Consider the following 23,844-nt stretch of genomic DNA (forward strand, 5'->3'; position numbering starts at 1 on the left):
GGCACCGGAGGTGCGGGCCGCTCCGTCATGCCACAGGGAGCGGCGGGACAGCGGAGGTGCCGGACACACGGCGTAGCGAGCCCGCGTGCCGTCGCTCGTGTTGGGCCCCGCGCTGAACACGTGCGCCTCGCTGTCGAGACGGCGGCCCGACCCGGCGTCGACGACCACCGGCTCCACTTCCTCACCGCTCACGGCGGCTCCGATCGCCGCTGACGGACGAGCCCGGCCGCCGGGGCGCCCGACGTGTCGGGCGGCGTCAGCCCGAGAGCCGCGCCGACGCCAGCGCGTGTGCGCGGTCCAGGGCGTCCGCGGCCGGACAGGCGACGTCCGGCACGACCCCGGTGCCCTCCCAGTTGGTACCGGAGACCGGGTTCGCCGAGCGGCCGACGGGGATCGTCGCCTCCAGGTGCGGGTGCACCGTCCAGCCCTCCCGTGGATGCGCCCCGCCGCGCGTGCGCTCACCCACGATCACGGCGCGGCCGAGCTGCTGCAGGTCGTAGGCCAGCTCCTCGGCGGCGGAGAACGTGCGCTCGCTGGTCAGGACGTACACCGGCCCGGTGCCGCCGAACCGCCTGCCGGGAACGTGCGGCAGGCTCCAGGACTGTTCGTAGCGCTCGCCGGCGCGCCAGAACATCGTGTTCAGGTGGGTGCGCTCGTCCAGCAGGTGGCTGCAGACGAAGGCGACCGTGTCCGGGTCGCCGCCGAGGTTGGCGCGCAGGTCCAGGACGAGGGCACGGGCGTTCGCGGCGAGACTGAGCGCGGCGGTCAGCGGCTCCGCCGCCCACTCCAGCGGAAACAGCGCGGGGGCAAGCTCCACCACGGCCACCCCCGCGTCGAGCAGCTCGACCCGCGGCGCACCCCCCAGCGAGTTGTCGAAGTCGCGGCGCATCGCTGCCAGAGCGGCCGCCCCCTGTTCTTCGGGTACCCGATCCGCGTGGTACTTCAGACTCAGATGGCGGTCGCCGTTGACGGACTGCAGATCCGCGGTGACGAGCCGGCCCAGCTCCTCGGCGTTGTCGACGTCGTACGAGCCCTCGGCGAACCGCCGCCGCAGCAGGGACCCCAGCTCCGCGGCGACCTCGGGGAAGACATAGTGCTCGGTCAGGAGCCGGACGGTCTCGTCGATGACAGGGGCGGGGCTGAGGTGCGTGAGGGTCGTCATGGCGGCGAGTACAGCACCGGGCTTGCGAAAGCGTCAAGACGGTTGGACACTTTGCGCCATGCATGACGAGCCCTCGCACATACGGCCTCCCGAAGAGGTCCAGGAGATCAGCGCGCCCGAGCAGTTCGCCGCGCTCGCCCATCCGTTGCGCCAGCGGCTGCTCTTCGCCCTGGGGCACAGACCCGCGACCACCAGCCAGTTGGCGGTGCAGCTCGACGCGAGGAAGGGCAACGTGAGCCATCACCTCAAGGTGCTGCGCGAAGCCGGACTGGTCCACGTCGCCGAGACCCGCCAGGTACGTGGCGGAACCGAGCAGTACTACCAGCGCACCGCGCGCCGGATGCTGGTCACGGAACCCCAACCGGCGGGCACCGCGGCCATGTTCGCCGGTGTCGCCCAGGAGGTCGAACGCTCGCCCGCGGAAGTCGGACTGACGTTGCGTCACCTGCGGCTCGGTCCGACGCGGGCGAGGCAGTTGGCGGAGACCCTCACCCGGCTGGTCGACGAGGCCGAGGAGGACGCGGACGATCAGCCGGTGCACGGCGTGTTGGTGACGCTGTATCAGCAGGCCGAAGGGGCCGGCGGGACCGAGAGCTCGGGGGGCTGACACGACGTGTGCCGCAGGGAGGGGCGCCGGTGCCGCGGTCCCGTGTCAGGAAGGGCGGCCGATGCCCCCGCCGGGCTCCGTGTCGGGCCCCGGCCCCTCTCCCTCCGGTAGCGGCTGCTCCGTCCAGATCGCCTTGCCCTCCGTGGTGTAGCGGCTGCCCCAGCGTTCGCAGAGGGCGTTGATGAGCTGAAGGCCCCGGCCGCCCTCGTCGGTGTCGGAGGCGCGACGGATGCGGGGCATGGTCAGGCTCGCGTCGGACACCTCACAGACGAGGGTTCCGCTGCACAGCAGCCGGAGCCCGATGGGCCCCCTGGCGTGCCGGATGACGTTGCCGACGAGTTCGCTGGCCAGCAGTTCCGTGGTCATGACCAGGTCGTCCAGGTCCCACTGCGCGAGCTGCTCCCGGACGTGGCGGCGGGCCTCACCCGCGGCCTCCGGCCCTTCCGGCAGCGCCCAGGAGGCCATCTGGCGGTCCGCCACGCCGTGCACCCGGGCGATGAGCAGCGCGGCGTCGTCCGCGGTGGGCTGACCGCCCGGGAGCAGTCCCACGGTGACGGCGTCGCACACGTCCTCCAGATCGGTGCGCAGGGCGGCCCGGGGGAGCAACTCGGCCAGATGGGCCATGCCTTGGTCGATCTCGCGGTGCCGTGACTCCACGAGCCCGTCGGTGTAGAGCACCAGAAGGCTGTCCGCCGACAGCTTCAGCTCCGTCGTCTCGAACGGCGGGAACGCCGCGCCCAGCGGGGGGTTGGAGGCCACGTCGGGGAAGTGGGCGCTCCCGTCCGGAAGGACGACGAGCGGGGGCGGATGTCCCGCCCGCACCACGGTGCACGAGCCGTCGGTGGAGTCGTACAACGCGTACAGGCAGGTGGCGTAGGAGTGTTCCCCGAGGCCGCCGACGATGTCGTTGAGGTGGCCCATGATCTCGTCGGGCGGCAGCTCCAGGGCGGCCAGGGTGTGCAGCGCGGTCCGCACGCGGCCCATCGTCGCCGCCTCGGGCAGCCCGTGTCCCATCACATCGCCGATGACGAGGGCCACCTGCCCCGCCGACAGCGGGATGAGGTCGTACCAGTCGCCGCCCACATCGGCGGTCTGCCCGGCCGGCAGGTACCGGGCCGCGGCCGTCACCTCCGGCAGGACGGGCAGTCTCGGGGGCAGCAGGGCCCGTTGGAGTTCCTGCGAGCGGGTGAGCTCGGCGTCGTACAGCCGTGCCCGCTCCAGGGCGTGCGCCACGAGGGCACTGATGGTGATCAGCAGCGTGCGCTCCTCGGAGCTGAGGCGCCGCGGGGTGTCGAAGGCGATGACGCACACCCCGAAGGTGTGGCCGGAAGCCGTCAGCGGGAGGAAGGCCCATGCCTCCTTGGTGGTCGGGGGCCGGCTGGCGCCCTCGGGGAACGCGGACGCCCATTCCTCGCGCGACGAGTAGAAGAGGGGCTCGCCCGTCAGGACCGCCCGCCCGACCGGATGGGCGGCCGACAGCTCCATGCCCTGCGTGCCGTGCATCTGCCGGAGGAACGTGTCGGGGTAGGCGACCGACCCGATGTGTACGAGCCTGTCGCCCTCTCGGACGAGTACCAGCAGGCCCCCGGCATCGAACGGCGGCAGCACACGGTGCGCGATCGCGCTCACCACGTCGTGCGAGGTGGTGGCCGCGGCGAGCTGACTGGTCAGTTCCACCGTCCGGCTCGCCCGCTCCGCCGCGCTCCGGATGGCCTCCACCTGTTCGGTCTCACGGCGCCGCGAGTCGGTGACGTCGGTGAGGTAGAGGGTGACACCGCCGGGAACCGGGACGAGCCGCAGGTGGTGGCAGAGACCGGTGTCGGCCATCGTGACGTCGAAGCCGAGAGCGACGGACTCCTCGGCCCCGCGCCTGCACCGCTCCTCCACGTCCGGCATGCTGCGCAGCGCGGGCAGGCCCCACAGGTCCCGTCCGAAGAGCTGCTCGTCGGGGGCGCCGAGAACACGCTCGGCCTCCAGGTTGGCGAACGTGATGCGCCAGTCGTCGTCCACGGACAGGAACGCGTCGCTCATGTACTGCAGGGCGCGGCTCAGGGCGTGGCGGGTGGAGCGCGACGCGTCGCTCGCCCAGCCCTTGCCGACGATGCGCGCGACCTGCCCCTGGTCGTCGAGGACGACGTGACCGGACGCACGGGTCCACGAATAGCTGCCGTCGCCGCCCCGGACCCGGTACTCGGCCTCGAACGGGGTGTGCGTCCGGATACTGCGGTCGGCCGCCGCGAGCGTGCTCGGGAGGTCGTCGGGGTGCACCGCCTTCATCCAGCTCTCCACGCGGGGCACGAAGTCCGCCGGATCGGTGTGATAGACGCTCATGGCCGCAGCGTCCCAGAGCAGCTCACCCGTGCGCACGTCCCACTCCCACGAGCCGACGGGAGTGAAGTCGAGGTCGGTGCCGAGCCGGGCCGGCGCCGGCATCCCTTTCAGCCGGCCCATCGTCCAGTCCGCCACCGTGGTGAGGAACGTCCACTGCTCGGGCGTCGGCTCCCGGTTGTCTCCGCTGAGACAGGTGATCGCGCCGATGGCGCGCGGCCCGTCGACCAGCGGAACGGAGAACCAGCCGGACCGTGACAGCAGCGGCGCGGCCGACTCCACGAGGTCCGCGGGGACCGCGCCCCGCCATACGGGCTCGCAGGACCGCACGGCACACGCGGTGGCGGTGGGTCCGTTCTGGTCGACGATCTCCCAGGCCCGCGTCAGCGACTCCGGCAACCCCGCGGAGGAGACGAGACGCAGCGCCGACATCGGGCCCCGCAGATAGACGGCCCCGCCGACGCACCCCAGCTCCGCCATGGAGTGCTGAAGGGCGAGCCGGAAGACCTCGCTCTCCGTGATGCCGTCGTCAGCGGTGTCGAGTACGTCCAGCCGCCTGATCACAGACCCAATATAGGGTGCAATGCCGGTAATGACATTGTCTGTCGATCGCACTGCTCGCCGATGACGGCGGCCACGCGCTGAGGGCGCCTCGGGGAGTCGACCGCTTCGAACCCGGGCGAGAACGCCCGGGCGGCGCGCCACGGGACGGCGCAATCCGTGCGTGTCGCCATGATGATCGCTTTTGGTGGTGCAACGCAGCATCACCGCCTTCGAAGGGACACACCCATGCGCATCCGCACGGCACTCGCCCTCCCCGCCGTCGCCGTCGTCGCCCTGGTCGGCCTGGCCGGAACCGCCGCCGCCGACGGTGACGCCGGAAACGGCAACGGCGACGGCACCACCGCCACCCAGACCATCACGGACAACACCCTCAGCGGCCTGGGCATCCCCGGAGACGTCTTCAGCGTCGGCAACACCGGCCTGGAGCAGAACCCGGTCACCATCACGTTCGCGAGCATCGACTAGTCCGTTCGGTCGACAGCGGCGCCCGCCGCCGACAGCCACTGCCGACGGCGCTCGGCCCCCGAGCCGCCACGTCCGGGGCACCGGACGGAAAGGCCGGCGTCCCGGTGGCCACCTTCCCGGGGCGCCGGCCCTTGGCTCCAGCCCCCGCACCGAGGAGCCGTCTCCGTACGACTCCCGGGTTGCGGGCCCCCGCACGCGCCCCCACGCTGACCTGGACGCCCACGTGATCACCGATCCCGGCCCGGCAGCGGTGGCCCCGCCTCGCCCGGGCCTCGCGACGATCCGCCCACGGGAGCACGGGGGCGTCGGTCCCGACGAAGCGAGGGCGGTGGCACACAGGTGAACGCCGGACCGCGCCGTTCGCACCGGCAGCAGGACGCGCCCGGCACGGCGCGCGGCGGCCGCCGGATGCGCTCCGTCGTCCTCGGGAACCGTTCCGCGCGCGGAGCTCGCTCCGTGGCACGGGCCCGCAGCATCGGCGCGACCGCGGGCTCCCGCGGCGGAGGCGGCGACGGCACGACGGTGGGCCACGGACTCCGGGTGGCCGCGGCGTACGCCTGGCGGCTGGTGATCGTCGGTGTGGTCGCCTACGCGGTCTTCTCCCTCCTGGGCCGGCTGCAACTCGTCGCCGTGGCACTGTTCCTCGCGTTGGTCATCACGGCCGTGCTGCGCCCCCTGGCCGACCTGCTGGCCCGTCACATGCCCCGGACCCCCGCCGTGGTGCTCAGCATCGGCGGCAGCGTGCTGTTCGTCCTCGGCCTGCTGGCACTGGTCGGCAGGCTCGTGGCGGGAGAGTCGGTGCGCCTGGGGAGCGAGTTCGCGGGGGGACTGGGGCGTATCGAACGGTGGCTGGAGGGCTCTCCCTTCCATGTGAGCCACGCGGTTCTGTCGAACCTCCAGGACAAGGTCGCCCATCTCGTCTCCGAGAACCGGTCGGTGCTGATCAGCAGCGCTCTCAGCGGCGTCGGCCGTGCGGTGGAGGTCATCACCGGGCTGGTGCTCGCCCTGTTCTGCTCACTGTTCTTCATCCGCTCCGGTGACAGGTTCTGGCGCTGGTTCAAGGACCTGATCCCGCGGAGCGCCCGAGACCCCTGGGACCGGGCGGGCCGCGCGGCCTGGCGGTCCTTCGCCGGATACACACGCGGCATCATCATCGTGGCCGCGACCAACGCCGTGCTCGTCGGGATCGCGCTGTACGCGCTGGGGGTCCCCCTCGCGCTGCCGCTCACCCTGCTGGAGTTCTTCGCGGCCTTCATCCCGTTGGTGGGTTCTCCCGTCGCGCTCGGCGTGGCCACCGTCGTCGCGCTGGCCACCAAGGGGCCGGTCGTGGCGATCGTGGTGCTCTGCCTGATCGTCGTGATCGGCCAGTTGGAGGGGCACGTACTCCACCCGCTCGTCCTGAGCTGGGCGGTCCGCCTGCACCCCGTGGTCGTCGCGGTCTCCGTCATCGGCGGAAGCATCCTCGCCGGTGTCATCGGAGCCGTCGTGGCCGTGCCGATGGTGTCGGTCGCGTGGTCCGTGATCTGTGAGCTCCGCAGACCGCCCGAGCCGGCGGGCCGCTCACCGGACGGTCCGCCCGCGCCGCCCTGACACCGGCGGCGTCAGAGCGGCCGTGTCCGGCATGCCCTGATCGTCAATCCGCCCAGCCGAGCGACGAGTAGACGCTCCCGGTGGCGATGGCGGTGAGTGCCGTACGGGTGTACGCGACCAGGTCGTCCGGGAGCGCGTCCAGGGGCCACCACCGCCATGCGGTGCACCGGTCGGGTTCCAGGACCTGGGGTTCGCCGCTCCAGCGGGCGGCGGCGAAGAACAGCTGCACCCGCGGAAAGGGGCTCCCGGGGTTGCACATGTCCACGGTGTGGACGAGGGACAGCGCGTCGGCCTCGACGGCGATCCCGGTCTCCTCCGCCGTCTCCCGCACCATGCAGGCGAGCGCGGACTCGCCCGGCTCCCGGTGCCCGGCGGGCACGTGCCACGTCGAGGGGGCGTACGCGCTGTCCGGATGGCGTCGGCCGAGCAGCACCGCACCGTCCCGTACGAGGACCAGGTGGGCGCCGACGATGCTGCGGGCGCGGACCGCGCCCCCCTCCCGGATCCGCAGGGTCTGCGGTACTCCGTCCGCGTCGAGGCGGGGGCGCGGGTCCCTCCGGTGCTCGCGGAGCACGGCCGCCGTGCCGGGATCCATCGTCATGTGCGCCGTCTCGGCGATGTGCGTCCAGCGCAATTGGATGCCCTCGTGGAGGGGGATCTCGTGGGCGGGCCTGTTCAGCGTGCCCACATGGACGAGACAGCGATCGGTCAGTGTGCCGTCGATGTCGAAGGTGTCGACGACGAGGAAGGGCGCGAGATCCGGGACGGTGAGACCGGTCTCCTCGAGGAGTTCGCGGGCGATCCCCTCGGCGGGCGACTCGCCGGGCTCCGTGCCGCCGCCCAGCAGACCCCATTGACCGGGCCGCCAGATGGGCTTGTTCGCGTCACGGAGGTGCAGGAGGTACCGACCGGAGTCGTCGACGAGGAGGGCCGAGGTGCCGTGGTGCTCGGTGGCGGGCCGGGGGTGCGGGGACGGCATGGCGTCCAGGCCGGTCATACGGGGGTCCTTTCGGCGGGGAGAGGAGGACGGGGGCGCTCGGGTCGGGCCGGTCAGCGTTCCTGGGAGAGGCGCAGGAGATCGGCGAACGTGCCGCCGGCGTGGACGAGATCGTCGTAGGTGCCCTGTTCGGTGAGGCGGCCCTTCTCCATGACGACGACGTGGTCGGCGATCCGGGTGTTCTCCAGGCGGTGCGTGACGACGATGGTGATGCGGTCGGCAGCGATGGTCTTGATCCTCTCGAAGATGCCGTGCTCGCCCCGCGGGTCCATCTGGGAGGTGGGTTCGTCGAGGATGAGCAGCGCGGGCCGCCGGTACAGGGCCCGGGAGCAGGCGAGGCGTTGCCACTGGCCGCCGGAGAGTTCGGCGCCGCCGAAGATCTCCCGGGCGAGGAGCGTGTCGAGTCCGGCGGGAAGATCCTCGATCGCCTCGCGCATGCCGACCGCGTCGACCGCCTCCCACACGTGCTCGTCGTCGGACGACCGGGGCTGGCCCAGCGTCACGTTCTCGCGTGCCCGCAACGGCCACTGGGCGAAGATCTGCGGTACGAGCCCGGTGTGGTTCCAGACGGTGGCGGGGTCGGCTTCCGCCAGGTCGGTGCCGTTCCAGGAGACGCGCCCCTTGTCCGCCAGGTAGATGCCGGTGATCAGCCGGGTCAGGGTGCTCTTGCCGGAGCCGTTGACGCCCACGATGGCGAGGATGTCACCGCGCCGGAGGGTCAGGGAGACCCCGTCGACCGCCGGTTCGGACTTCCCCGGATACGTGTAGCCGACCTCGTCCAGACGGATCTCCTCCACCGGTGCCCCCACGACCGCTCGGCCGCGCCGGGGCGCACGTGCCGCCGCGTCGTCGAAGAAGGCCTGCATGTCGCCGAGGTAGAGGCTGGTGTGGAACACGGCGGCACCGTTGACGACCACCTGGGACAGCGCGGCGAGCGTCGTCTGGACCGCGACGACCGCCGTGGCGGCGACGGCCGGTTCGATCCGCCCGGTCACCGCCAGCCAGGCGAGCACGCCCCAGGCCGCGGCGAGGAACGTGCCGCCCGCGAGCGAGGAGAGCAAGGAGATCCGGAGGGTGCGCGGCGCGGCGGCGAGCGTGCGTCCGTCGACCCGCTCGGAGAGCGCCCGGTACCAGTGGACGAGGTAGTCGGTCATGCCGTTGGCCCGGACCTCGTCACCGTACTTCGGCGTCGTCGCCCACCAGCGCGTCATCCCGCGTACGTTGCGGTCGGCGACGTTCGCGTAGTGCGTCTCGTAGTCGACCCGGGCCGTGAGGACCGCGCCGATACCGGCCGGGGCGACGGCCAGCAGGAGCAGGGGAAGCATCCGGGGATCGAGCACGGACAGCACCCCGCCCGCGGTGACCATCCTGATCAGGGCGGACAGGAAGCGCTGGGCGTCCGTCACCATCACGGTGGTGCGGATCACCCCCATCTCGGCGGCCTCCTGCCGGTCGGAGAAGCCGTCCACCGCGTAGGCCGCGGCTTCGACCCGGCAGACCGCCTCGACGAGCGCGGTGTCGGTGGCCGTCGTCAGTCCGGGCGTGACGCGCCGTTCCGCGTACGCGGCGACCGCCACGGCCAGCCGGGCCACCGCACTGGCGCCGGCGACGACCGCGAGCGCGGGGAGCGCCGTCCCCAGCCGGTCGGCGACCGCACCCGTGCCCAGCAGGGGAACCATGGCCTTCGCGGTCGCCGTCAGCAGCACGGCGGCGCTGACACCGGTGGCCAACTGGCAGGCGAGGATGAGGAGTACGGCCGGGCGGTCGATTCCCCAGGCCATCGCGGTGATCCGCCGCAGGACGCGGGGGAGTTGCGAGCAGAGGGCCCGGAAACCGACCTCACCGAGTGGATTGACGGAGTAGTGCCCGGAGTAGGTGATCTCGGCGGGCTGCGGTGGTGCCGGTGGCGAGGCTGCTGTGGTGGAGCGGGAAGCAGAGGTCAACTGGACGTCTCCTCGGGCGATTTGATGCGATGAGAGCCGCTTTCAGATGACTCAACGACACGTGCCGCGATATCGAACACACGTGTTTCGGCCGCATCGGATTCCGTGCGGCACGGGGAGGCCGGACAGGGCGGGCCGGGATACCGGGGCCGGTCCGCACCCGCGGCTGTCCGAATCGCCGTGGCTGATGCGGGAGTGACGGGTGGGACCTGCGGCACGGTGGGGCCGGTGTCCAGCGCTCCCCGTCGACCACCCCGGCCGGCGCTGCGGTTCCCTGCGGAGCCGGTGCTGGATTCGCGCGGCGGGAGGGAGTCGAGCCCGTCCGCACCGGTCCCACACAGGTTCCGTGTGCCGTGCCCTTTGAGGCGCGACCCGACCAGGAGTCGGTTTTGCGGGTCTCCGCGCGGCCGCTGCCCACCCCGGCCGTCCGACGGAAAACCGCCCGCGACGGCGTGCGTCGGCCGCGGGCAGGTCCCGTCGCACGACCCTGGGTTCCGGCACTTTTCCCAAGGAGCGACAGGACGCCGCCGTCGGGGCCGACGTCACCTACCTCTTCGTCAGGCGCACGTCCTTGGTCACGCCGTGGGGCCCGACCAGCCGGTGCCGATCAGGGGCCCTTCCGTGAGGCCGACGACGGTTCTTGTACTCGGCAACCCGTCGAGCGCGGGGAGTCCGGTCGGCCGACTGCCGGAACCGGGCCGGCACGCCTCGTGGAGGGGGCCTGCCCAGCGGGCGCCGCCGAGGCCGGCACTCGGCGGTGCAGCGAATGGCCGCCCGTCATGCCGGTGCCGCGGTCGGTACGGAGCTGCCGAGCGGGTCTGATCGGCACCGGCACAGGGCGGCTGGGTCAGGAAGCCTCCACCGCCGCCTTGATGCGCTGCCCGAACGCCGGTGCGTCCTTGCGGGCCGCGCCGAGCGCGAAGCCGACGAGAAGCTTGCCGATGCCGTGGCCGTTGAGCACGTTGTAGATCCGGACACGGGTCGTGCCGGTGGCAGTGGACTCGAGGTCGTAGCCGCCCTCGTCCGCCGTCACGGAGTTCTTCGAGATCTCCGTCCAGCGGATCAGGTGGGGCGGCTCGAACTCGGTGATCCGGAACCTGCGGGCCGACTTCATGCCGGCGTCCTTCACCGTGCTGGTGAAGATCGTGCCCACGGCCGTAGGGCCCTCGGGCGTCTTCGTGATCTCCTGCACCCTGGGGCTGAACTTGGGGTCGTTCGTGCCGGCGGCGAGAAAGGCGAACACCTCCTCGACGGGACGGTTGACCTCGGTTGTCGCCTCGAACTGACCGGACACGGTTCCTCCTGTGCTGCGATCACGAACGCCGCTGGGCACGCGGGCGGGCCGCGCCCTTCCAGACTATGGGCCATGCGCGCCCCCGTCGCGTCAACCAGGACCCCTTCGCAACACGACCGACACGCGGGCCGGTCCCCGGGCGGTCGCGGTCACCGGCGGGTCAGCGGTCCAGCGACTCGGTCAGGCGCACGGTGTAGCCGTCCTCCTCCATCAGGACGACGGTGACACCGAAGGGATTGGGGTGGTCCATGTCCATCGGCGTGAAGGCGTAGTCCACAGCGGCACGGACGGGCGCCACCAGGTCACCGCCCTCCTGGGGTGCCGGGGGCGCTTTCCACTCGATTCCCGCCGTCACCGCCTCTCCCTCGCCCTTCGGGGCGGGCACCGTCTCGTCGTAGGGGAACTGGTGCAGCACATGGCCCTCAGGGGTGGCGTGGACCATGTTCAGGCACGGGACAGGGCCGCCGGAAGGCAGCCCGCACACGGTGCTGACGTCGCGGGACTCCCACGCGAGGACGACCTCGTCCGCCCCGGCCGCCGCCGCGATGTTCGACAGCGCGGCGATCCCGGTGAGCGCGTCGGCTCCGGGCTCGACCGGGCGGAGCCAGATCAGCCCGACCAGTTCGCCGCGCACCAGCGGCATGATGACCGGCTTGGGCACCGCGCCCTCGCCCACTGCTGTGCCGTAGGTGCCTTTCATCGAGCTGACCAGCGTGTCCCACGTTCGGCTGTCCACAAAGGCCCCCCTTCTCCTCGCTGCTGTCCTCGAACTCAGCCGACCCTGCCACGCCGGGCGTCGTCGTGTCAGCGCGATGTCCGGCTTGTGCCCCCTTGGGGTGGGACGATCCGCAGGCGGTCGGTCGCCTAGGCTCCATCAGGTGCAGCATGTGGAGATCCTTCAGTTGCTGGTGTCCGCCGTCCACCGGTTCGAGGGCCGTCCCCGTGACGGGGCGCCCGCGCTGCCGGACGAGGACCTGGTGACGACGGCGCGGGTACGCGCGGACCTGGGCATCGTCGGTGACCGCTACTTCAATCGTCCGGCCCACCGCAACGCCTCGGTCACGCTCATGGCGGCCGAACGCTTCCCCGAGGGCCTCGACGCGCCGGCGGACCTGCGAGCCACCCGGCGCAACGTCCTGCTGAGAGGCGTCGACATCGAGTCGTACATCGGCGCCACCGTGTCCCTGGACAGCGGTACAGGCCCCGTCGTCCTGGCCGTACGCGGCGAGGCGCGGCCCTGCGCGTGGATGGACACGATGTTCGGCCCCGGTGCCCAGCGGGCACTGCGCGGCCGTGCCGGGGTCCGCTGCCGCCCGCTGTCCGACGGGACGCTCACCGTGGGGCCGGCCGTGTTCTCCGTCGTGGAGCCCGCGCCGGACAAGGGGTGAGCGGAGTTTCGGAGGTCCCGGACGAAATACGGCTCCACGGTCTCCAGCCGTAGCCGCGCGCTCCGTAGCGGGTGCCGGTGTCGGTGCGGGCGAAAGCGCGCCACCTCCTGTCGGGCGCACTGCGGGGGGTGCCGGCGGGGCCCCGACGTTATTCAACCGATTGGTTGACAATGGGGCGCCCGCCGTCGTACGGTTATTCAACCGAAGGGTTGAATAGAGGAGGTGGGACGTGGTCGACGACCGGCTGTCCCGGGTGTTCTCCGCGCTGGCCGACCCGACGCGACGCGACATCGTCGCGAGGCTGGCCGGCGGCGACGCCACGGTGAACGAACTGGCCGAGCCCTACGACGTGACCGTCCAGGCCGTGTCCAAGCACATCAAGGTCCTGGAGGACGCCGGTCTCGTCAGTCGCACCAGGGACGCCCAGCGGCGGCCCTGCCACCTCGAAGGTGAGGTGTTCGACCTGATGACGAAGTGGATCGAGCGGTACCGCCGCGAGGCGGAGGACCGCTTCCGCCGACTCGACGCCGTACTCGAGCAGATGGAGGAACGGCCCGCTAAGGACAACACGCCCAAGGAGGAAGCATCATGAGCACCGCAGGGGCCAACCGTCGGCTCGAGACGCAGATCGAGGCCGACCCGGCGCTGCCGACCATCGTCATCACGCGGGAGTTCGAGGCCTCGCCGGGCCGGGTGTTCAGGGCCTACACGGACCCCGACCTCGTCGTGCAGTGGCTCGGCCCGCGCCGGCTGAAGATGCGGATCGAGGAGTACGACGCCCGCAGCGGCGGCGCGTACCGCTATGTGCATCGCGAGGACGACGGCACCGAGTACGGCTTCCGGGGCGTGTTCCACGAGGTGCGCCCGGACGAGCGCATCGTGCAGACCTTCGCCTACGACGGCTACCCGGACAGTGTCAGTCTGGAGAAGACCGTCTTCGAGGATCTCGGCGGCCGCACCCGGGTCACCACGACATCAGTCCTGGAATCCGTCGAAGCACGCGACGCGATCATCAAGAGCGGGATGCAGGACGGCGTCCGCCAGGGCCACGAACGGCTCGACGAGTTGCTCGCGGACCCGGGAATCGACAAGGCCGACGACAGGACCGACTCCGACGGGGAGCTTCGGACCGACGGAAAGGGACTGAATCCATGACGAGCGCAGCCGACGAACACCGCACCGTCGCGGGGGACTTCACGGAACGCGTGCGCGGTGTCGACCCGAAGGCATGGAACAACCCGGCGCCCTGCGAGAACTGGGTCGCCCGGGACGTGGTGCGCCACCTCGTCGAATGGTTCCCGGCCTTCCTGAAGTCCGGGGCCGGCGTCGAACTGCCCCACGGCCCCTCGGTCGACGACGATCCGGTCGCCGCCTGGACCGTCCACTGCGACGGAGTGCAGGCGCTCCTCGACGATCCGGCCACGGCCGGCAAGGTCCTGTCGAACCCGCACATCGGTGACGTCCCACTCGACCAGGCGGTCGACCGCTTCTACACCGCCGACGTCTTCATGCACACCTGGGACCTGGCGCGGGCCACCGGCCAGCGGGAGGCGCTCGATCCTGTCAGGTGCGCGCGGCTGCTCGACGGGATGCTGCCCCTCGACGACGTGCTCCGCAAGAGCGGCCAGTACGGACCGCGGGTCGAGGTCCCCGCGAGCGCCGACGTGCAGACCCGTCTGCTCGCCTTCATCGGCCGTACCCCCTGAACGACGGGGCGGGGCGACGGAGCCGACCGGCACGACGCCCGGGACGAACGGCCTGTCCCCGTCACCGTCACGGTCCCGTCTCTCCGTCTCCCTCTCCGTCGGAAAGTGCCGTACGGGCCGTGGCGTGATGCCACGGCCCGTACGGTGCCTACGCCGTTGTGCGGCCGGTGGGGGGGTCAGGCGGCCTTGTTCACCTTGGCGAGGGCCTTCGCCAGACCGTTGGCCCACAGCTGGTTCACGCGGGAGCGCTCGGTCGTGTTCGGGTAGCGGTTGGTGCAGGACGTGCCGGGGCCGCCGCCCGACATCAACTCGCTGCACGGGCCGCTGTAGTGGTCCGGCAGACCCAGGACGTGTCCCGTCTCGTGAGCGGTGACACGGATCGAGTCGTACTGCCGGTTCTGCGCGTAGTCCAGGAAGATGTAGCCGCTGCCGTGGCCGTTCGTCGAGGCGTACGAACCACGCGAGTCGTTGCCCTCGTAGTAGGTGAAGTCCGCCCCGCCCGTGGTCGACTGGAGCTTGACGTTGGACACGGAGCTGTTCCAGATCGAGGCGGCACTCGATATCTGCGAGCGGAAGCTCGGCGCCTGCGAGGCGTTGTAGTAGACGGTCACCGACGCGAGCGACGGGTTGGCCGTCTGCCTCTTGGCGACCGACTTCAGTACGGCGTCGAAGAACGCCTTGTTGCCGGCGGCGCCTTCGGCTCCACCGACGTACCGGGCGTTCGCGGTGGCCGGGGCGGCCGGGGCCGGCTGGGCACTCGCCGGGACCGCGGTGCCGAGCGCGGCGGACACCAGGCCGGTACCGAGGGCGAGGGCCACGAGTCTGCGGGACGTCTTCGAGGAACGCATGGGGGGTGCTCCTACTCGTTCGTGTGGGGTGTGAACGATGGGTTCAGCAGGAGTGTCGGGCAGGCGAAGGGTCCGGCGGATGATGGCAACAGGGGATAGCACCGGGCTATCGGGGCCGACTCGTGAGCGTTCGTCGCGATTTGAACATCTGGTGCGCCGCCCCGTGCCGCCCTACCCTTCCGGCATGGATCTGGAGGTGAGGCACTTACGTGCCCTGTGCGCCATCGCCGACGCGGGCAGCCTGCACAAGGCCGCCCGTGAACTCGGCGTGGCACAGCCTTCGTTGAGCACCCAGTTGCGCCGCATCGAGCAGACCCTCGGCGGGCAGCTCTTCGTCCGCGCGGGCACGGGCTGCCGTCCCACACCGCTCGGGCACGCCGTACTGAGCCGGGCGCGGCCCCTCGTCGCGGAGTTCACGGCGATGGTCACGGAGACGAGAGCCGCCGTCGCCCGGGCCGCCGACGAACGCCGACTGCGGATCGGCGCCACGGCCAGCCGCGCCCTGCCCGGCTGGATCCGGCGACTGCGCGCCCGGGTCCCGCGAACCGAACCCACCCTGCGGATGGACGTGTCGGCGAACTCCCTGCTGAGCATGGTCGCAGGGGGCTGGCTCGAACTCGCCTTCGTCCACGAGGTGGAGGGCAGCCCCCTCTCTGTCCCGCCCGAACTGTGCCTGCGTGTTCTCGTCGAACGGGAGCCGCAGTTCGTGACGCTCGCCCCCGAACACCCCGCGGCCCGGCGACACGAAGTGCCCCTCGCCGAACTCGCCGACGAGCAGTGGATGGTGGACTCGACCGTCGACGGCGAGTGGGACGGAGTGTGTCGCGTGCTGCGCGGGGCGGGACTCGACCCCGACATGCTGCACGGCGACTACCTGACCGCCTACTCGCTGGCCGCCACCGGCGAGGTCGTCACGGTCAGCCAGCCCACCGCTCGCCCTCGCTCCGACGTCGCCATCCGCCCGCTCCAGGGCGACCCGATCGGCGTACGGCTCCTGCTGGCGGCACGCACCGAGGCCGAACTCGACAACGGTTACAAGGAGTTGGAGGAGGCGTACTGGGAGGCCGCACACCAGGCGCCGGCCTACCGGGAGTGGCTGATCCGCAACAAGGCGCGGGAGACGGCGCGAGCGCTGGGCGCGAGCGCCGGGGGAGCGGGGCACGAGGGTCCGGAGCGGATGCTCGTCGCGGACGCGGGGCAGAGCGGGTGACTCCTGCCGACGGTGAAGTGTGACGGCGGCGCTGAGCACGTCGGAGGACCGGGTCGACGCGGGCGGCTGCCGGCGGCCTCGACCGAGGTGCCTCGGGGAGGCCGCCGCGCGGCGGGGCGGTCCTGCGGGAGGTGGTCGTCAGCGGACGACGTCGAAGACGTTCATCTGCAGGCCGTTGGAGTACACGGCGTGCTCGACGAGCTTCAGCTGCTGGGTGTCCTTGTCGGTCGCCGGGAACAGCCGCTTGCCCGCGCCGAGCAGCAGCGGGAAGACGAGCAGGTGGTAGCGGTCGACGAGACCGGCGTCCGCGAGGCCGTGGTTCAGGGCGGCGCTGCCGTGCACGATGATCGGGCCGCCCTCGGTCTCCTTGAGGGCGGCCACCTCGTCGAGGTCCCGCAGGATGGTGGTCTCACCCCAGTTGGAGACCAGCGCGTCCTCGGTGAGACCACTGGAGACCACGTACTTCGGCATGTCCTTGTAGCGGGCGAACTCCGGCATGTCGGGCCACACGGGGCTGAACGCCTCGTAGCTGGCCCGGCCCATCAGGATCGCGGCGGCCTCCTCCTGCTCCCGCCCCTTGATCTCGAAGGCCTCGGGGACGAACTCGACGCCCTTGAAGGTCCAGCCGGCGTTGCGATATCCGGCTTCGCCACCGGGTGCCTCCATGACGCCGTCGAGCGAGACGAACGCGGAGCTGATCAGGGTGCGCATGCTGGTTCCTTAGTGTCCGGTGTGCGGTCTTCGCGTGTTCGCCGCCGTCTCGACGCGATCGAGTCGATGGCCCCTCGCTGAGTCTTACGGGCCGCACCGGCGACGGACCGGTACGACACCGTCGGCATCCGGACGCCTGAGGTTCCTCGATCACGGCGGCGTCCAGTACTGCTCCAGGATCCATCCGACAAAAAATATTGTCAAGGAGGGAAAAGGTGTCGGTGTCTAGGTGTGCCGGGGCCAGGCGGCGAAGCGGGTGCTGCGAGCTGAGCCCAGTCTCAGGGAACTTCCGGGGCCGGGCAGCTGGGCGCCTGGGGCGAGGCCGGTCGGCGTGCCGTCGGGGGCGGTTCGGGGAGGTGAGGTGCTGGTGCCGGCATCAATTGCGTCCGGTGCGGTTCGGGAGGCGGGGGAGAGGGCAGCTCCGGTCGGCGAACGGCCCCGGTCCTCAGGTCACGGCCGACGTTCGTCCCGCCGTGGGTCCTCGTCCGCGCCTCGGCGTGACCCCGTGGCGTTGAACCAGCCCGGTCTGACCTCGGCCAGCAGATCCGTGAGGCCGTCGACCGCAGCCCGCAGGTCCTTCTCCGAAGGGTCCACCGGTGTCGGCAGGCTCCGGCCGTGGGTCCGGAGTCGCCAGAAGTCGAAGATCTCCGCTCCGTCCGCGGTGAAGTCCACGTCGACGTCAATCCCGGACGGGCTCGTCAGCCGGCAGCCCGCTTCGTGCACCAGGTACGTATGGCCGCCGGCTTCACCGCGGCGGGCGATCAGGCCCGAGCGGACGAGTGCCGGCAGGTCCGCCAACCGCTCCACCGAGGGGACAGAAGCACTGACCTCCGCTCTGGCGTCGCCGAGAGCGGCAAGGAACCCGAGCAGCAGCACTCGGGCCGCCTCCGCATCGCGTCGGGATCCGCCGTCGCCCTCACCCTCGGTGGGGTCGCTCATCGCGGGTTCCGCGGCGACGGTGCAGGGCCGGTGTCGGGTGCATCGCCGTGACGTCGGCTCACTCCGGCGCACGGGTCGTGGGGCGTCGTCCGGTTCCCTCGGCGCGTCAAGTGGTCGGCCCCACGCCGGATGTGGGCGCGGCGGCCTCCAGGTCGGTGATCGTGCCCGACATGATCGTGCGCACGTGCTCGGTGATGTGTTCCGCCGGCCAGTCCCACCAGGCCACGTCGAGGAGACGGTCGATCTCCTCCTCGCTGTAGCGGGTGCGGATGAGACGGGCCGGGTTTCCGCCGACGACGCCGTAGTCGGGCACGTCCGCGGTGACGACGGCACCGGAGGCGATGATCGCGCCGTTGCCGATCCGTACGCCGGGCATGACCGTCGTGCCGTGCCCGAACCAGACGTCGTGGCCGACGACGGTGTCGCCCCGGTTCGGCAGGCCGGTGAGCAGGTCGAAGTGGTCGGCCCAGGAACCACCCATGGTGGGGAACGGGAAGGTCGACGGCCCGTCCATACGGTGGTTGGCGCCGTTCATGATGAACCGCACCCCCGTGCCCAGCGCGCAGAACCTGCCGATGATCAGCTTCTCCGGCCCGTAGTGGTAGAGCACGTTGCGTGTCTCGAACGCGGTCGCGTCGTCCGGGTCGTCGTAGTACGAGTACTCCCCGACCTCGATCAACGGCGACTTCACCAGCGGTTTGAGCAGTACCACACGCGGCTGGTCGGGCATCGGACGAAGAACCGTCGGGTCGGCGGGGACGGGCATGATGTGTGGTTCCTTCCGGGCACGGGTCGGTGTCTGCTCCGTGATCACGGTACTGCGCCGACGACGACAGGCGAGTGCGCGTGCGACAACAGGCCCCTGCCGACGGTCTCTTGCCGACGGCTGTCCGCAACGGGCCTCGCTTGAACGGAGCGAGCCGTGCCGGCGGGGACGACGTATCGCCGGATCCTCAGGCGATGACGACACACCGCCCTGCCGGCGCGTGGCGCGACTCTCCGTGAGCGCAACCGTGCTGACCACGCGGGCGAGCCGGGGAAGCAGCAGGTCCAGGTCGGCGGGCGGCACCACGTCGAAGAGATCGTCCTCGCCGTCCCGGACGGGTGCGCACTCCTGGTACACCCGGAGCCCGCCGTCGACGACCAACTCGTCCACCGTGGCCAGGAGTTCGTCATCGATCTCCAAGGACTCGAAGTGGACGCGGGCCTCGGGGACCATCTGAGGGGACGGGCGCTGCTCGTAGGCGTACGTCCAGGGGCCGTCACCCAGCCCGCGCGCACGCAGGAGGTCGGCGAGACGGAACCGGGGCGTCAGCGTCCCGTCCGTGTACATCAGCTTCTCGATGATGAGCAGCTTGAGGTTGAAGGCCTGGAGGTCGGCCACCGGTTCACCGTAGGTCGCGGGACCGACCCTGCGTCCGGCGTGCGTCCCTTCCGTCGTCCCGTACGGGCGGCGACGGCGTGTCCGCGTCGCCCCCGCCGACGGTCGCCAGATCCGCCGCGAGGTTCCGCAGCCAGCCGTCGATGTCGACCAGCGAGGGTCGTACGAGCGGTGGGGCCGCCGAGATGACCTCGGTCGGAAGGGGTGGCGTCCGCACGTGTACGCCGCCCGGCGGGAAGGTCGCGGCCCGTTCCAGGGCCGTGGTCAGCCGGGCGACCGACTCCCGCGCCCATCGAACGGCGTCGGGCGGCGCGGGGCCGTGGTCCAGCCGGGGCAGCCAGTGCGCCCCGGCCATCGCGTGGGAACCGCAGTTGAGCGCCGCGAGCCAGTCGGGACCGCCACCGCCGGGGCCTCTGCCGCCCTCCGTCCGGTACTGCGCGTAGGCGCCCTCGGCGATCCGGAGCCGGTGCCGGGCAAGCCGCAGCGCCTCCTCGGTCGCGTCGCCCCGAGCGCGTGCCTCGTCGGGCGCGTCGACCAGATCGGCGATGGTGAGCGCGACCAGACGCGCCACGGCACGCAGCAGCTCGGCGGCACTGCGCCGGAGCTCCGCGCGGGCCCCGGCGGGCCAGGCCAGCACGCCGCAGAGCAGACCGATCGTGCATCCCGTCAGGACGTCGAGGAGCCGTACCTCCGCGAGGCGCCAGGTGGCCGGCGTGAGCTGGCTGAACGCGGCGGACACCACCAGGGTGAACAGGCCCTGCGCCCAGGCGGGTCCGGCGATCGGCCCCACGGCGAAGGCCACAAACATGGCCGGTACGAGCACGACGGCGTACACGACGGTCGCGCCCCCCGCCCCGAACAGCAGCGCCCCGGCGGCCAGCGCGCCCAGCAGTGTGCCGACGGCCGCCGACCGGACCGTGGACCAGGTCGCTCCAGCGGTCGTGCGGCCCAGGGTCAGGACGGCGAGCAGAACCCAGAAGCCGTGCGAGAGGTCCAGCGTTCCGGCCACGAGGCGGGCGGCTCCGAGCCCCAGGGCCGTACGGACGGCGTTCTGGAACAGCACCGAGCGCAGGGTGAGGTTGCCGGTCAGCCGTAAGGCCAGGAGGCGTGGCGTGGAGGGTCGCGCGTACCAGAACTGGTCGTGCGGCATCCCGGGTGAGCTGCGGCGGCCGCCGATCGCGACGGTGACGGCGGTCTGCACGGTCAGCGCGGACGCGGCGACGGTCAGCACGTCGGTCCTGTGCCGCAGAAGCCGGGGTGACGCCTCGGCCCGGTCCTCGGAGGGACGTGCGCGGACGGCGACGAAGGCGGCGACCTCCTCTTCGAGCATCTCCTGGCCCGGAACGGCGCGGGTGCCGCGCAGGGCGCCGGCCGTCGCGGCGCAGGCCGCGGCGACCTCACGCAGCAGGGTCGCGCAGTGCGGGTCGTCGCCCGGTCGCGGAGCGGGCTTCTCGAACGTTCGGGCCAATTGGTCCAGAACCCGCCGCGTGGCGGATCCGGCGTGCGCGAGTCCCCGGGCGGTCCGGCCCGCTCCGGTCGGGCGGGAGGCGGGTGGCATCTGCGAGAAGCGCAGTGCCCGCCCTTCGTCGCGCAGGTGCCGCGCGCGTTCGCGATCGTCACCGTGTCCCTGAGCGACCGAGACGGCCGCCTCGGCGGCGAGATCGAGGGCGGCGGCGATCCGCGCACGGTAGGACGGCGGGGACGGCGCGGGCAGGAGCACCCGTTCGCACACGATCAGCAGCACGCCACCGGCGAGCAGACCGTAGAGCCGCTCCGGCAGCGTCTGAGGGGCGTAGGGCGGGAAGCACGCGAGCACGTAGAAGAGCAGCAGCCCCGGAACCACGCCCGCGGGTGCCGGGCCGTAGGCGGCGGCGAAGGAGACGCTGAATCCGATGACCAGCATCCCCGCCACGGCCGAGGCCGTCGTCACGGCCAGTGTGGTGCCGAGGGCGGTCAGGGCCACGGCGACCGGCAGGACCAGCAGGACCGTACGCGCGCGCTGGCGGCCGCTGCCGGGGACGGGGGAGAGGACGCCGAGCGCGATCGGTGTGAAGAGGGCGTAGACAGCGACGACGGGCCGGTCCAGTGCGTAGAGCGCGGTGTAGAAGCCGATGAGCGAGGCTGCCGTGACCCGCGCGGCCTGGCGTGCGGCCCGAACGCGGGCGGGGGAGAAGAACCCCTGCGGCATCGACGCTCCTTCCCGGCGCCTCCCCGGGTCCGTCCCCGCCGTAGGTCCATTGTCGGCCGGGAGACAGGCCGCGGCAGCGCGGCGCGGGCCGTTCACCGGCCACGCGAGCGCCGACGCACCTGCCCGCTCTGCCCCTCAGCCGATCAGAGCCTCGGTGATCTGACGCGTGGTCTGGGCGGCGACACGGGGGTCGGTGGCGGCATAGGAGGTGTACGCGTTCAGGGCGGTGGCCAGGGCCCAGCCGCGGCCCCGGGTCCACGTCGCGTCGTCCACCCCGAGCGCCGAGCGGAAGACACCTCGGCTCGCCGCCGACATGGAGGTGAAGGCCACGGTCATGTCGCGGGCGGGGTCGCCGATGCCGAGTCCGCCGAAGTCGATGACCGCGCTGAGCCGCCCGTCGAGGGTCAGCAGGTTGCCGGTATGGAGGTCGCCGTGGAACCAGACCGGTGCGCGGTCCCATCCCGGGGCGCTCAGCGCCGCGTCCCACAGCGAGGTCAGTGCCGCCCCGTCGAAGGTGCCGGCGACCTCGGCGATGGCGGCGCGGGTCGTACGGTCGCGGTCGGCCAGCCCGCCGGCCGTGAGGTCGGACCGGGTGCCCTCACCGGGCGTGCCGTCCGGTGCGCAGCCCTGCAGGGCGGCGAGGAAGCCGGCCAGTTCGGCGGCGGCCACGGTCGAGTCGGCCAGGGCCGCAACCGTCGCCACGTCACCGTCCAGCCAGCGGGACACCGCCCAGGCCCACGGGTAGCCGAGGTCCGGTTCCCCGACCGCGACCGGCACGGGGATCGCGAGCGGGAGATGCGGGGCGAGCCGTGGCAGCCACACGAACTCCTTCCTGGCCTGACCGAGGGCACCGGCATGGCGGGGCAGCCGGACGGCCATCGACGCGCCGAGCCGGTGGATGACATGGTCCGAACCGGCCGGGTCGACGCGCTCCAGGGGCAGTTCGGCCCACTGCGGGAACTGTGTGTCGATCAGCCGCCTGACGAGGGCCGCGTCGATCCGGGGACGGCTGTCCTGGGTCTCCCTCGCGGGCAAGAGCGCTCCTGTGGTCGGCCCGCGTCGTACGGCGGGCGGTCGGAGCCATCACAGTGCGCGGCGGTCCCGCCTGTCCAACGCATTCGAGAAAAGCAGGGGTCGAGACCATCGAGCCGGTGGCGCATGCCCTCGATCCTCCATCGTGCAACCGTGGGGTTGCACCTGATGGCCTGTTGTGCAACCCTGGAGTTGCATCTGATCGTGACGACCGAGGAGCCCTTCATGAGCGAGGACCGGATCGAACGCGAGACCCTGATCGAGGCACCCCTGGACCGGGTCTGGTCGCTGGTGGCCCAGCCCGGGTTCTGGGTGGCCGACAAGGCGAGCCTGCCGGGCACCGTGGCCAAGGAGGGCGACTCGCTCGTGCTGAAGAACTCCGAGCACGGCGACTTCCCGGTGCGGGTGGAGAAGGTGGATGCCCCGACCTACCTCGCGTACCGCTGGACGAGTGCGTTCCCCGGAGAGGAACTGCGCGAGGACAACAGCACGCTCGTCGAGTTCACGCTGACCGAGGAGGGTGACCGGACCCGGCTGCGGGTGGTCGAGAGCGGTTTCGCGGCGCTGGCCGGCTCCGAGGAACTCCGCGGCCAGAACCTGAAGGACCACACCCAGGGCTGGCCCCTGGAGCTCGACGCGCTCAAGGAGCGCGCCGAACAGCCCTCGACGTGAGCGAAGCACGTCCGGGGGGCGGCGGCGAAGCCGTCGACGGCGTCCTCGGTGCGCTGGCCGACCCGACACGGCGCCAACTCCTCGACCTGCTGGCCGAGATGGGCACGGGCACGGCCACGACCCTCGCCGAACGGCTCCCCGTCTCCCGGCAGGCGGTGGTCAAACACCTCGGCGTGCTGGACAGCGCGGGGCTGGTGTCAGCCGGCCGCGTGGGACGCGAGGTGCGGTACACGCTCCGGCCCGCCGCGCTGGACGCGGCGTCCCGGTGGATGGCGGCACTCGCGGCGGACTGGGACCGACGGCTGGCGAACATCAAGCGCGTCGCGGAGACGCCGGAACCGGGGCCGCAGGCCTCCGAGACGGACTGACCGGCATCGGTAGGGAATGGCCGGAGTCCCTGGCGCGGGGAGGGAGCGCGACCGCGGACGGGCCTCGTGTTGACCGGGAACGGCGATGCCGTTCCCGGTCACGGTGAACGGCTCGTCCGGCCGACGGGGCAGGGCGCGGGTCTCGAGAGGTTCACCGATCGTGCCGGTCCGGTCGTCGGTGAACCCGTTCCTCGTCACCGTCTGATGTCAGCTGGGTCACGATGACTGGCGCGGACGTGGCCGACCGTGGCGTGTCTCGTTGGACCCGTCATGACGATGTGGCACCAGGACAGACCCGTCACGGTCTCGGTCCGGTCTGCGGGCGCGGACTGGCTGAACGGCGCGGAGGGCGACTGCCGGTGGTGCTGTGCACTGGGCGCCCCCGAGCGGACCGAGGGCGTCCCCTCCACCGCGCCCTCCTGCGTCGAGCCCGCCGCCGCTCCGGCCGCCG

At 71.9% G+C, this 23,844-nt stretch carries 23 protein-coding genes and 1 pseudogene; 11 read left to right on the top strand and 13 right to left on the bottom strand.

Annotated elements, in window-relative coordinates; translation table 11 throughout:
• Positions 1-69: 69 nt before the first annotated feature.
• Both B0675_RS42080 and B0675_RS25600 read right to left on the bottom strand, forming a co-directional pair.
• Positions 70-195: pseudogene (locus B0675_RS42080) on the bottom strand (transcriptional regulator); the annotation flags it as partial.
• A 61-nt stretch (positions 196-256) separates the two neighbouring features.
• A complete protein-coding gene (locus B0675_RS25600; RefSeq protein WP_081221484.1) occupies positions 257-1,162 on the bottom strand; it encodes a S41 family peptidase in 906 nt (301 codons plus the stop codon).
• 58 nt (positions 1,163-1,220) lie between these two features.
• Here B0675_RS25600 and B0675_RS25605 point away from each other — a divergent pair, with 58 nt between their 5' ends.
• Entirely contained in the window at positions 1,221-1,769 is a 549-nt protein-coding gene (locus B0675_RS25605) for a winged helix-turn-helix domain-containing protein (RefSeq protein WP_081221485.1), read from the top strand.
• Between the two features lie 45 nt (positions 1,770-1,814).
• Here B0675_RS25605 and B0675_RS25610 read toward each other — a convergent pair whose 3' ends face one another.
• A complete protein-coding gene (locus B0675_RS25610) occupies positions 1,815-4,661 on the bottom strand; it encodes a SpoIIE family protein phosphatase (RefSeq protein ID WP_107482732.1) in 2,847 nt (948 codons plus the stop codon).
• 225 nt (positions 4,662-4,886) lie between these two features.
• Between B0675_RS25610 and B0675_RS25615 the strand changes: the two genes are divergently transcribed.
• Both B0675_RS25615 and B0675_RS25620 read left to right on the top strand, forming a co-directional pair.
• A complete protein-coding gene (locus tag B0675_RS25615; RefSeq protein ID WP_081221486.1) occupies positions 4,887-5,126 on the top strand; it encodes a hypothetical protein in 240 nt (79 codons plus the stop codon).
• 339 nt (positions 5,127-5,465) lie between these two features.
• The gene (locus B0675_RS25620) at positions 5,466-6,716 is read left to right on the top strand and encodes an AI-2E family transporter (protein WP_241539877.1); all 1,251 of its coding nucleotides are present in this window, start codon (positions 5,466-5,468) and stop codon (positions 6,714-6,716) included.
• A 43-nt stretch (positions 6,717-6,759) separates the two neighbouring features.
• Here B0675_RS25620 and B0675_RS25625 read toward each other — a convergent pair whose 3' ends face one another.
• The 4 genes from B0675_RS25625 to B0675_RS25640 all read right to left on the bottom strand — a co-directional run bounded on the left by B0675_RS25625 (position 6,760) and on the right by B0675_RS25640 (position 11,686).
• Complete coding sequence (locus B0675_RS25625) at positions 6,760-7,713, bottom strand: NUDIX domain-containing protein (RefSeq protein WP_081221487.1); 954 nt, start codon at positions 7,711-7,713, stop codon at positions 6,760-6,762.
• A gap of 53 nt (positions 7,714-7,766) precedes the next feature.
• The gene (locus tag B0675_RS25630) at positions 7,767-9,656 is read right to left on the bottom strand and encodes an ATP-binding cassette domain-containing protein (RefSeq protein ID WP_081221488.1); all 1,890 of its coding nucleotides are present in this window, start codon (positions 9,654-9,656) and stop codon (positions 7,767-7,769) included.
• Positions 9,657-10,503: 847 nt separating this feature from the next.
• A complete protein-coding gene (locus B0675_RS25635; protein WP_081221489.1) occupies positions 10,504-10,950 on the bottom strand; it encodes an SRPBCC family protein in 447 nt (148 codons plus the stop codon).
• Positions 10,951-11,110: 160 nt separating this feature from the next.
• Positions 11,111-11,686, bottom strand: coding sequence for a hypothetical protein (locus tag B0675_RS25640; RefSeq protein WP_081221490.1), 576 nt, complete (start codon positions 11,684-11,686; stop codon positions 11,111-11,113).
• A 142-nt stretch (positions 11,687-11,828) separates the two neighbouring features.
• On the opposite strand from B0675_RS25640, the gene B0675_RS25645 reads away from it, so the two are divergent.
• The 4 genes from B0675_RS25645 to B0675_RS42090 all read left to right on the top strand — a co-directional run bounded on the left by B0675_RS25645 (position 11,829) and on the right by B0675_RS42090 (position 14,044).
• Entirely contained in the window at positions 11,829-12,338 is a 510-nt protein-coding gene (locus B0675_RS25645) for a molybdenum cofactor biosysynthesis protein (protein WP_081221491.1), read from the top strand.
• A 229-nt stretch (positions 12,339-12,567) separates the two neighbouring features.
• Positions 12,568-12,930: a metalloregulator ArsR/SmtB family transcription factor gene (locus B0675_RS25650; RefSeq protein ID WP_081221492.1), complete on the top strand. Its 363-nt coding sequence runs from the start codon at positions 12,568-12,570 to the stop codon at positions 12,928-12,930.
• Positions 12,927-13,493, top strand: a complete 567-nt coding sequence (locus tag B0675_RS42085) for an SRPBCC family protein (protein ID WP_179165368.1) — start codon at positions 12,927-12,929, stop codon at positions 13,491-13,493. Before B0675_RS25650 ends, B0675_RS42085 begins: the two co-directional genes overlap by 4 nt.
• Positions 13,490-14,044, top strand: coding sequence for a TIGR03086 family metal-binding protein (locus tag B0675_RS42090; RefSeq protein ID WP_179165369.1), 555 nt, complete (start codon positions 13,490-13,492; stop codon positions 14,042-14,044). Before B0675_RS42085 ends, B0675_RS42090 begins: the two co-directional genes overlap by 4 nt.
• A 176-nt stretch (positions 14,045-14,220) precedes the next feature.
• On the opposite strand, the gene snpA is transcribed toward B0675_RS42090, so the two are convergent.
• Positions 14,221-14,892 (bottom strand): snapalysin, encoded by a 672-nt coding sequence (gene snpA / locus B0675_RS25660; RefSeq protein WP_081221493.1) that lies wholly within the window; start codon positions 14,890-14,892, stop codon positions 14,221-14,223.
• A 184-nt stretch (positions 14,893-15,076) separates the two neighbouring features.
• On the opposite strand from snpA, the gene B0675_RS25665 reads away from it, so the two are divergent.
• Positions 15,077-16,102 carry a LysR family transcriptional regulator gene (locus tag B0675_RS25665; protein WP_081221494.1) on the top strand — a complete coding sequence of 342 codons (1,026 nt, stop codon included), beginning with the start codon at positions 15,077-15,079 and terminating at the stop codon, positions 16,100-16,102.
• Between the two features lie 138 nt (positions 16,103-16,240).
• Here B0675_RS25665 and B0675_RS25670 read toward each other — a convergent pair whose 3' ends face one another.
• The 5 genes from B0675_RS25670 to B0675_RS25690 all read right to left on the bottom strand — a co-directional run bounded on the left by B0675_RS25670 (position 16,241) and on the right by B0675_RS25690 (position 22,356).
• A complete protein-coding gene (locus B0675_RS25670) occupies positions 16,241-16,813 on the bottom strand; it encodes a dihydrofolate reductase family protein (protein ID WP_081221495.1) in 573 nt (190 codons plus the stop codon).
• A gap of 450 nt (positions 16,814-17,263) precedes the next feature.
• Positions 17,264-17,752 (bottom strand): hypothetical protein, encoded by a 489-nt coding sequence (locus B0675_RS25675; protein ID WP_241539878.1) that lies wholly within the window; start codon positions 17,750-17,752, stop codon positions 17,264-17,266.
• Between the two features lie 106 nt (positions 17,753-17,858).
• On the bottom strand, positions 17,859-18,518 hold the full coding sequence (locus B0675_RS25680) for a CatB-related O-acetyltransferase (protein WP_081222014.1): 660 nt from the start codon (positions 18,516-18,518) through the stop codon (positions 17,859-17,861).
• Positions 18,519-19,140: 622 nt separating this feature from the next.
• Entirely contained in the window at positions 19,141-21,321 is a 2,181-nt protein-coding gene (locus tag B0675_RS25685; RefSeq protein ID WP_107482733.1) for an FUSC family protein, read from the bottom strand.
• Between the two features lie 135 nt (positions 21,322-21,456).
• Positions 21,457-22,356 carry an aminoglycoside phosphotransferase family protein gene (locus tag B0675_RS25690; RefSeq protein ID WP_081221496.1) on the bottom strand — a complete coding sequence of 300 codons (900 nt, stop codon included), beginning with the start codon at positions 22,354-22,356 and terminating at the stop codon, positions 21,457-21,459.
• Positions 22,357-22,578: 222 nt separating this feature from the next.
• On the opposite strand from B0675_RS25690, the gene B0675_RS25695 reads away from it, so the two are divergent.
• From B0675_RS25695 to B0675_RS41770, 3 genes are all read left to right on the top strand, one after another.
• The gene (locus B0675_RS25695; protein WP_081222015.1) at positions 22,579-23,025 is read left to right on the top strand and encodes an SRPBCC domain-containing protein; all 447 of its coding nucleotides are present in this window, start codon (positions 22,579-22,581) and stop codon (positions 23,023-23,025) included.
• Positions 23,022-23,393: a metalloregulator ArsR/SmtB family transcription factor gene (locus B0675_RS25700; protein ID WP_081221497.1), complete on the top strand. Its 372-nt coding sequence runs from the start codon at positions 23,022-23,024 to the stop codon at positions 23,391-23,393. The genes B0675_RS25695 and B0675_RS25700 overlap by 4 nt, the downstream gene beginning before the upstream one ends.
• A 270-nt stretch (positions 23,394-23,663) precedes the next feature.
• Positions 23,664-23,844 (top strand): hypothetical protein (locus tag B0675_RS41770; protein WP_206602729.1); only part of this gene is annotated, 181 nt, incomplete at its 3' end.

The sequence above is a fragment of the Streptomyces sp. M41(2017) genome (genome assembly GCF_002078175.1).
Lineage (GTDB): Bacteria > Actinomycetota > Actinomycetes > Streptomycetales > Streptomycetaceae > Streptomyces.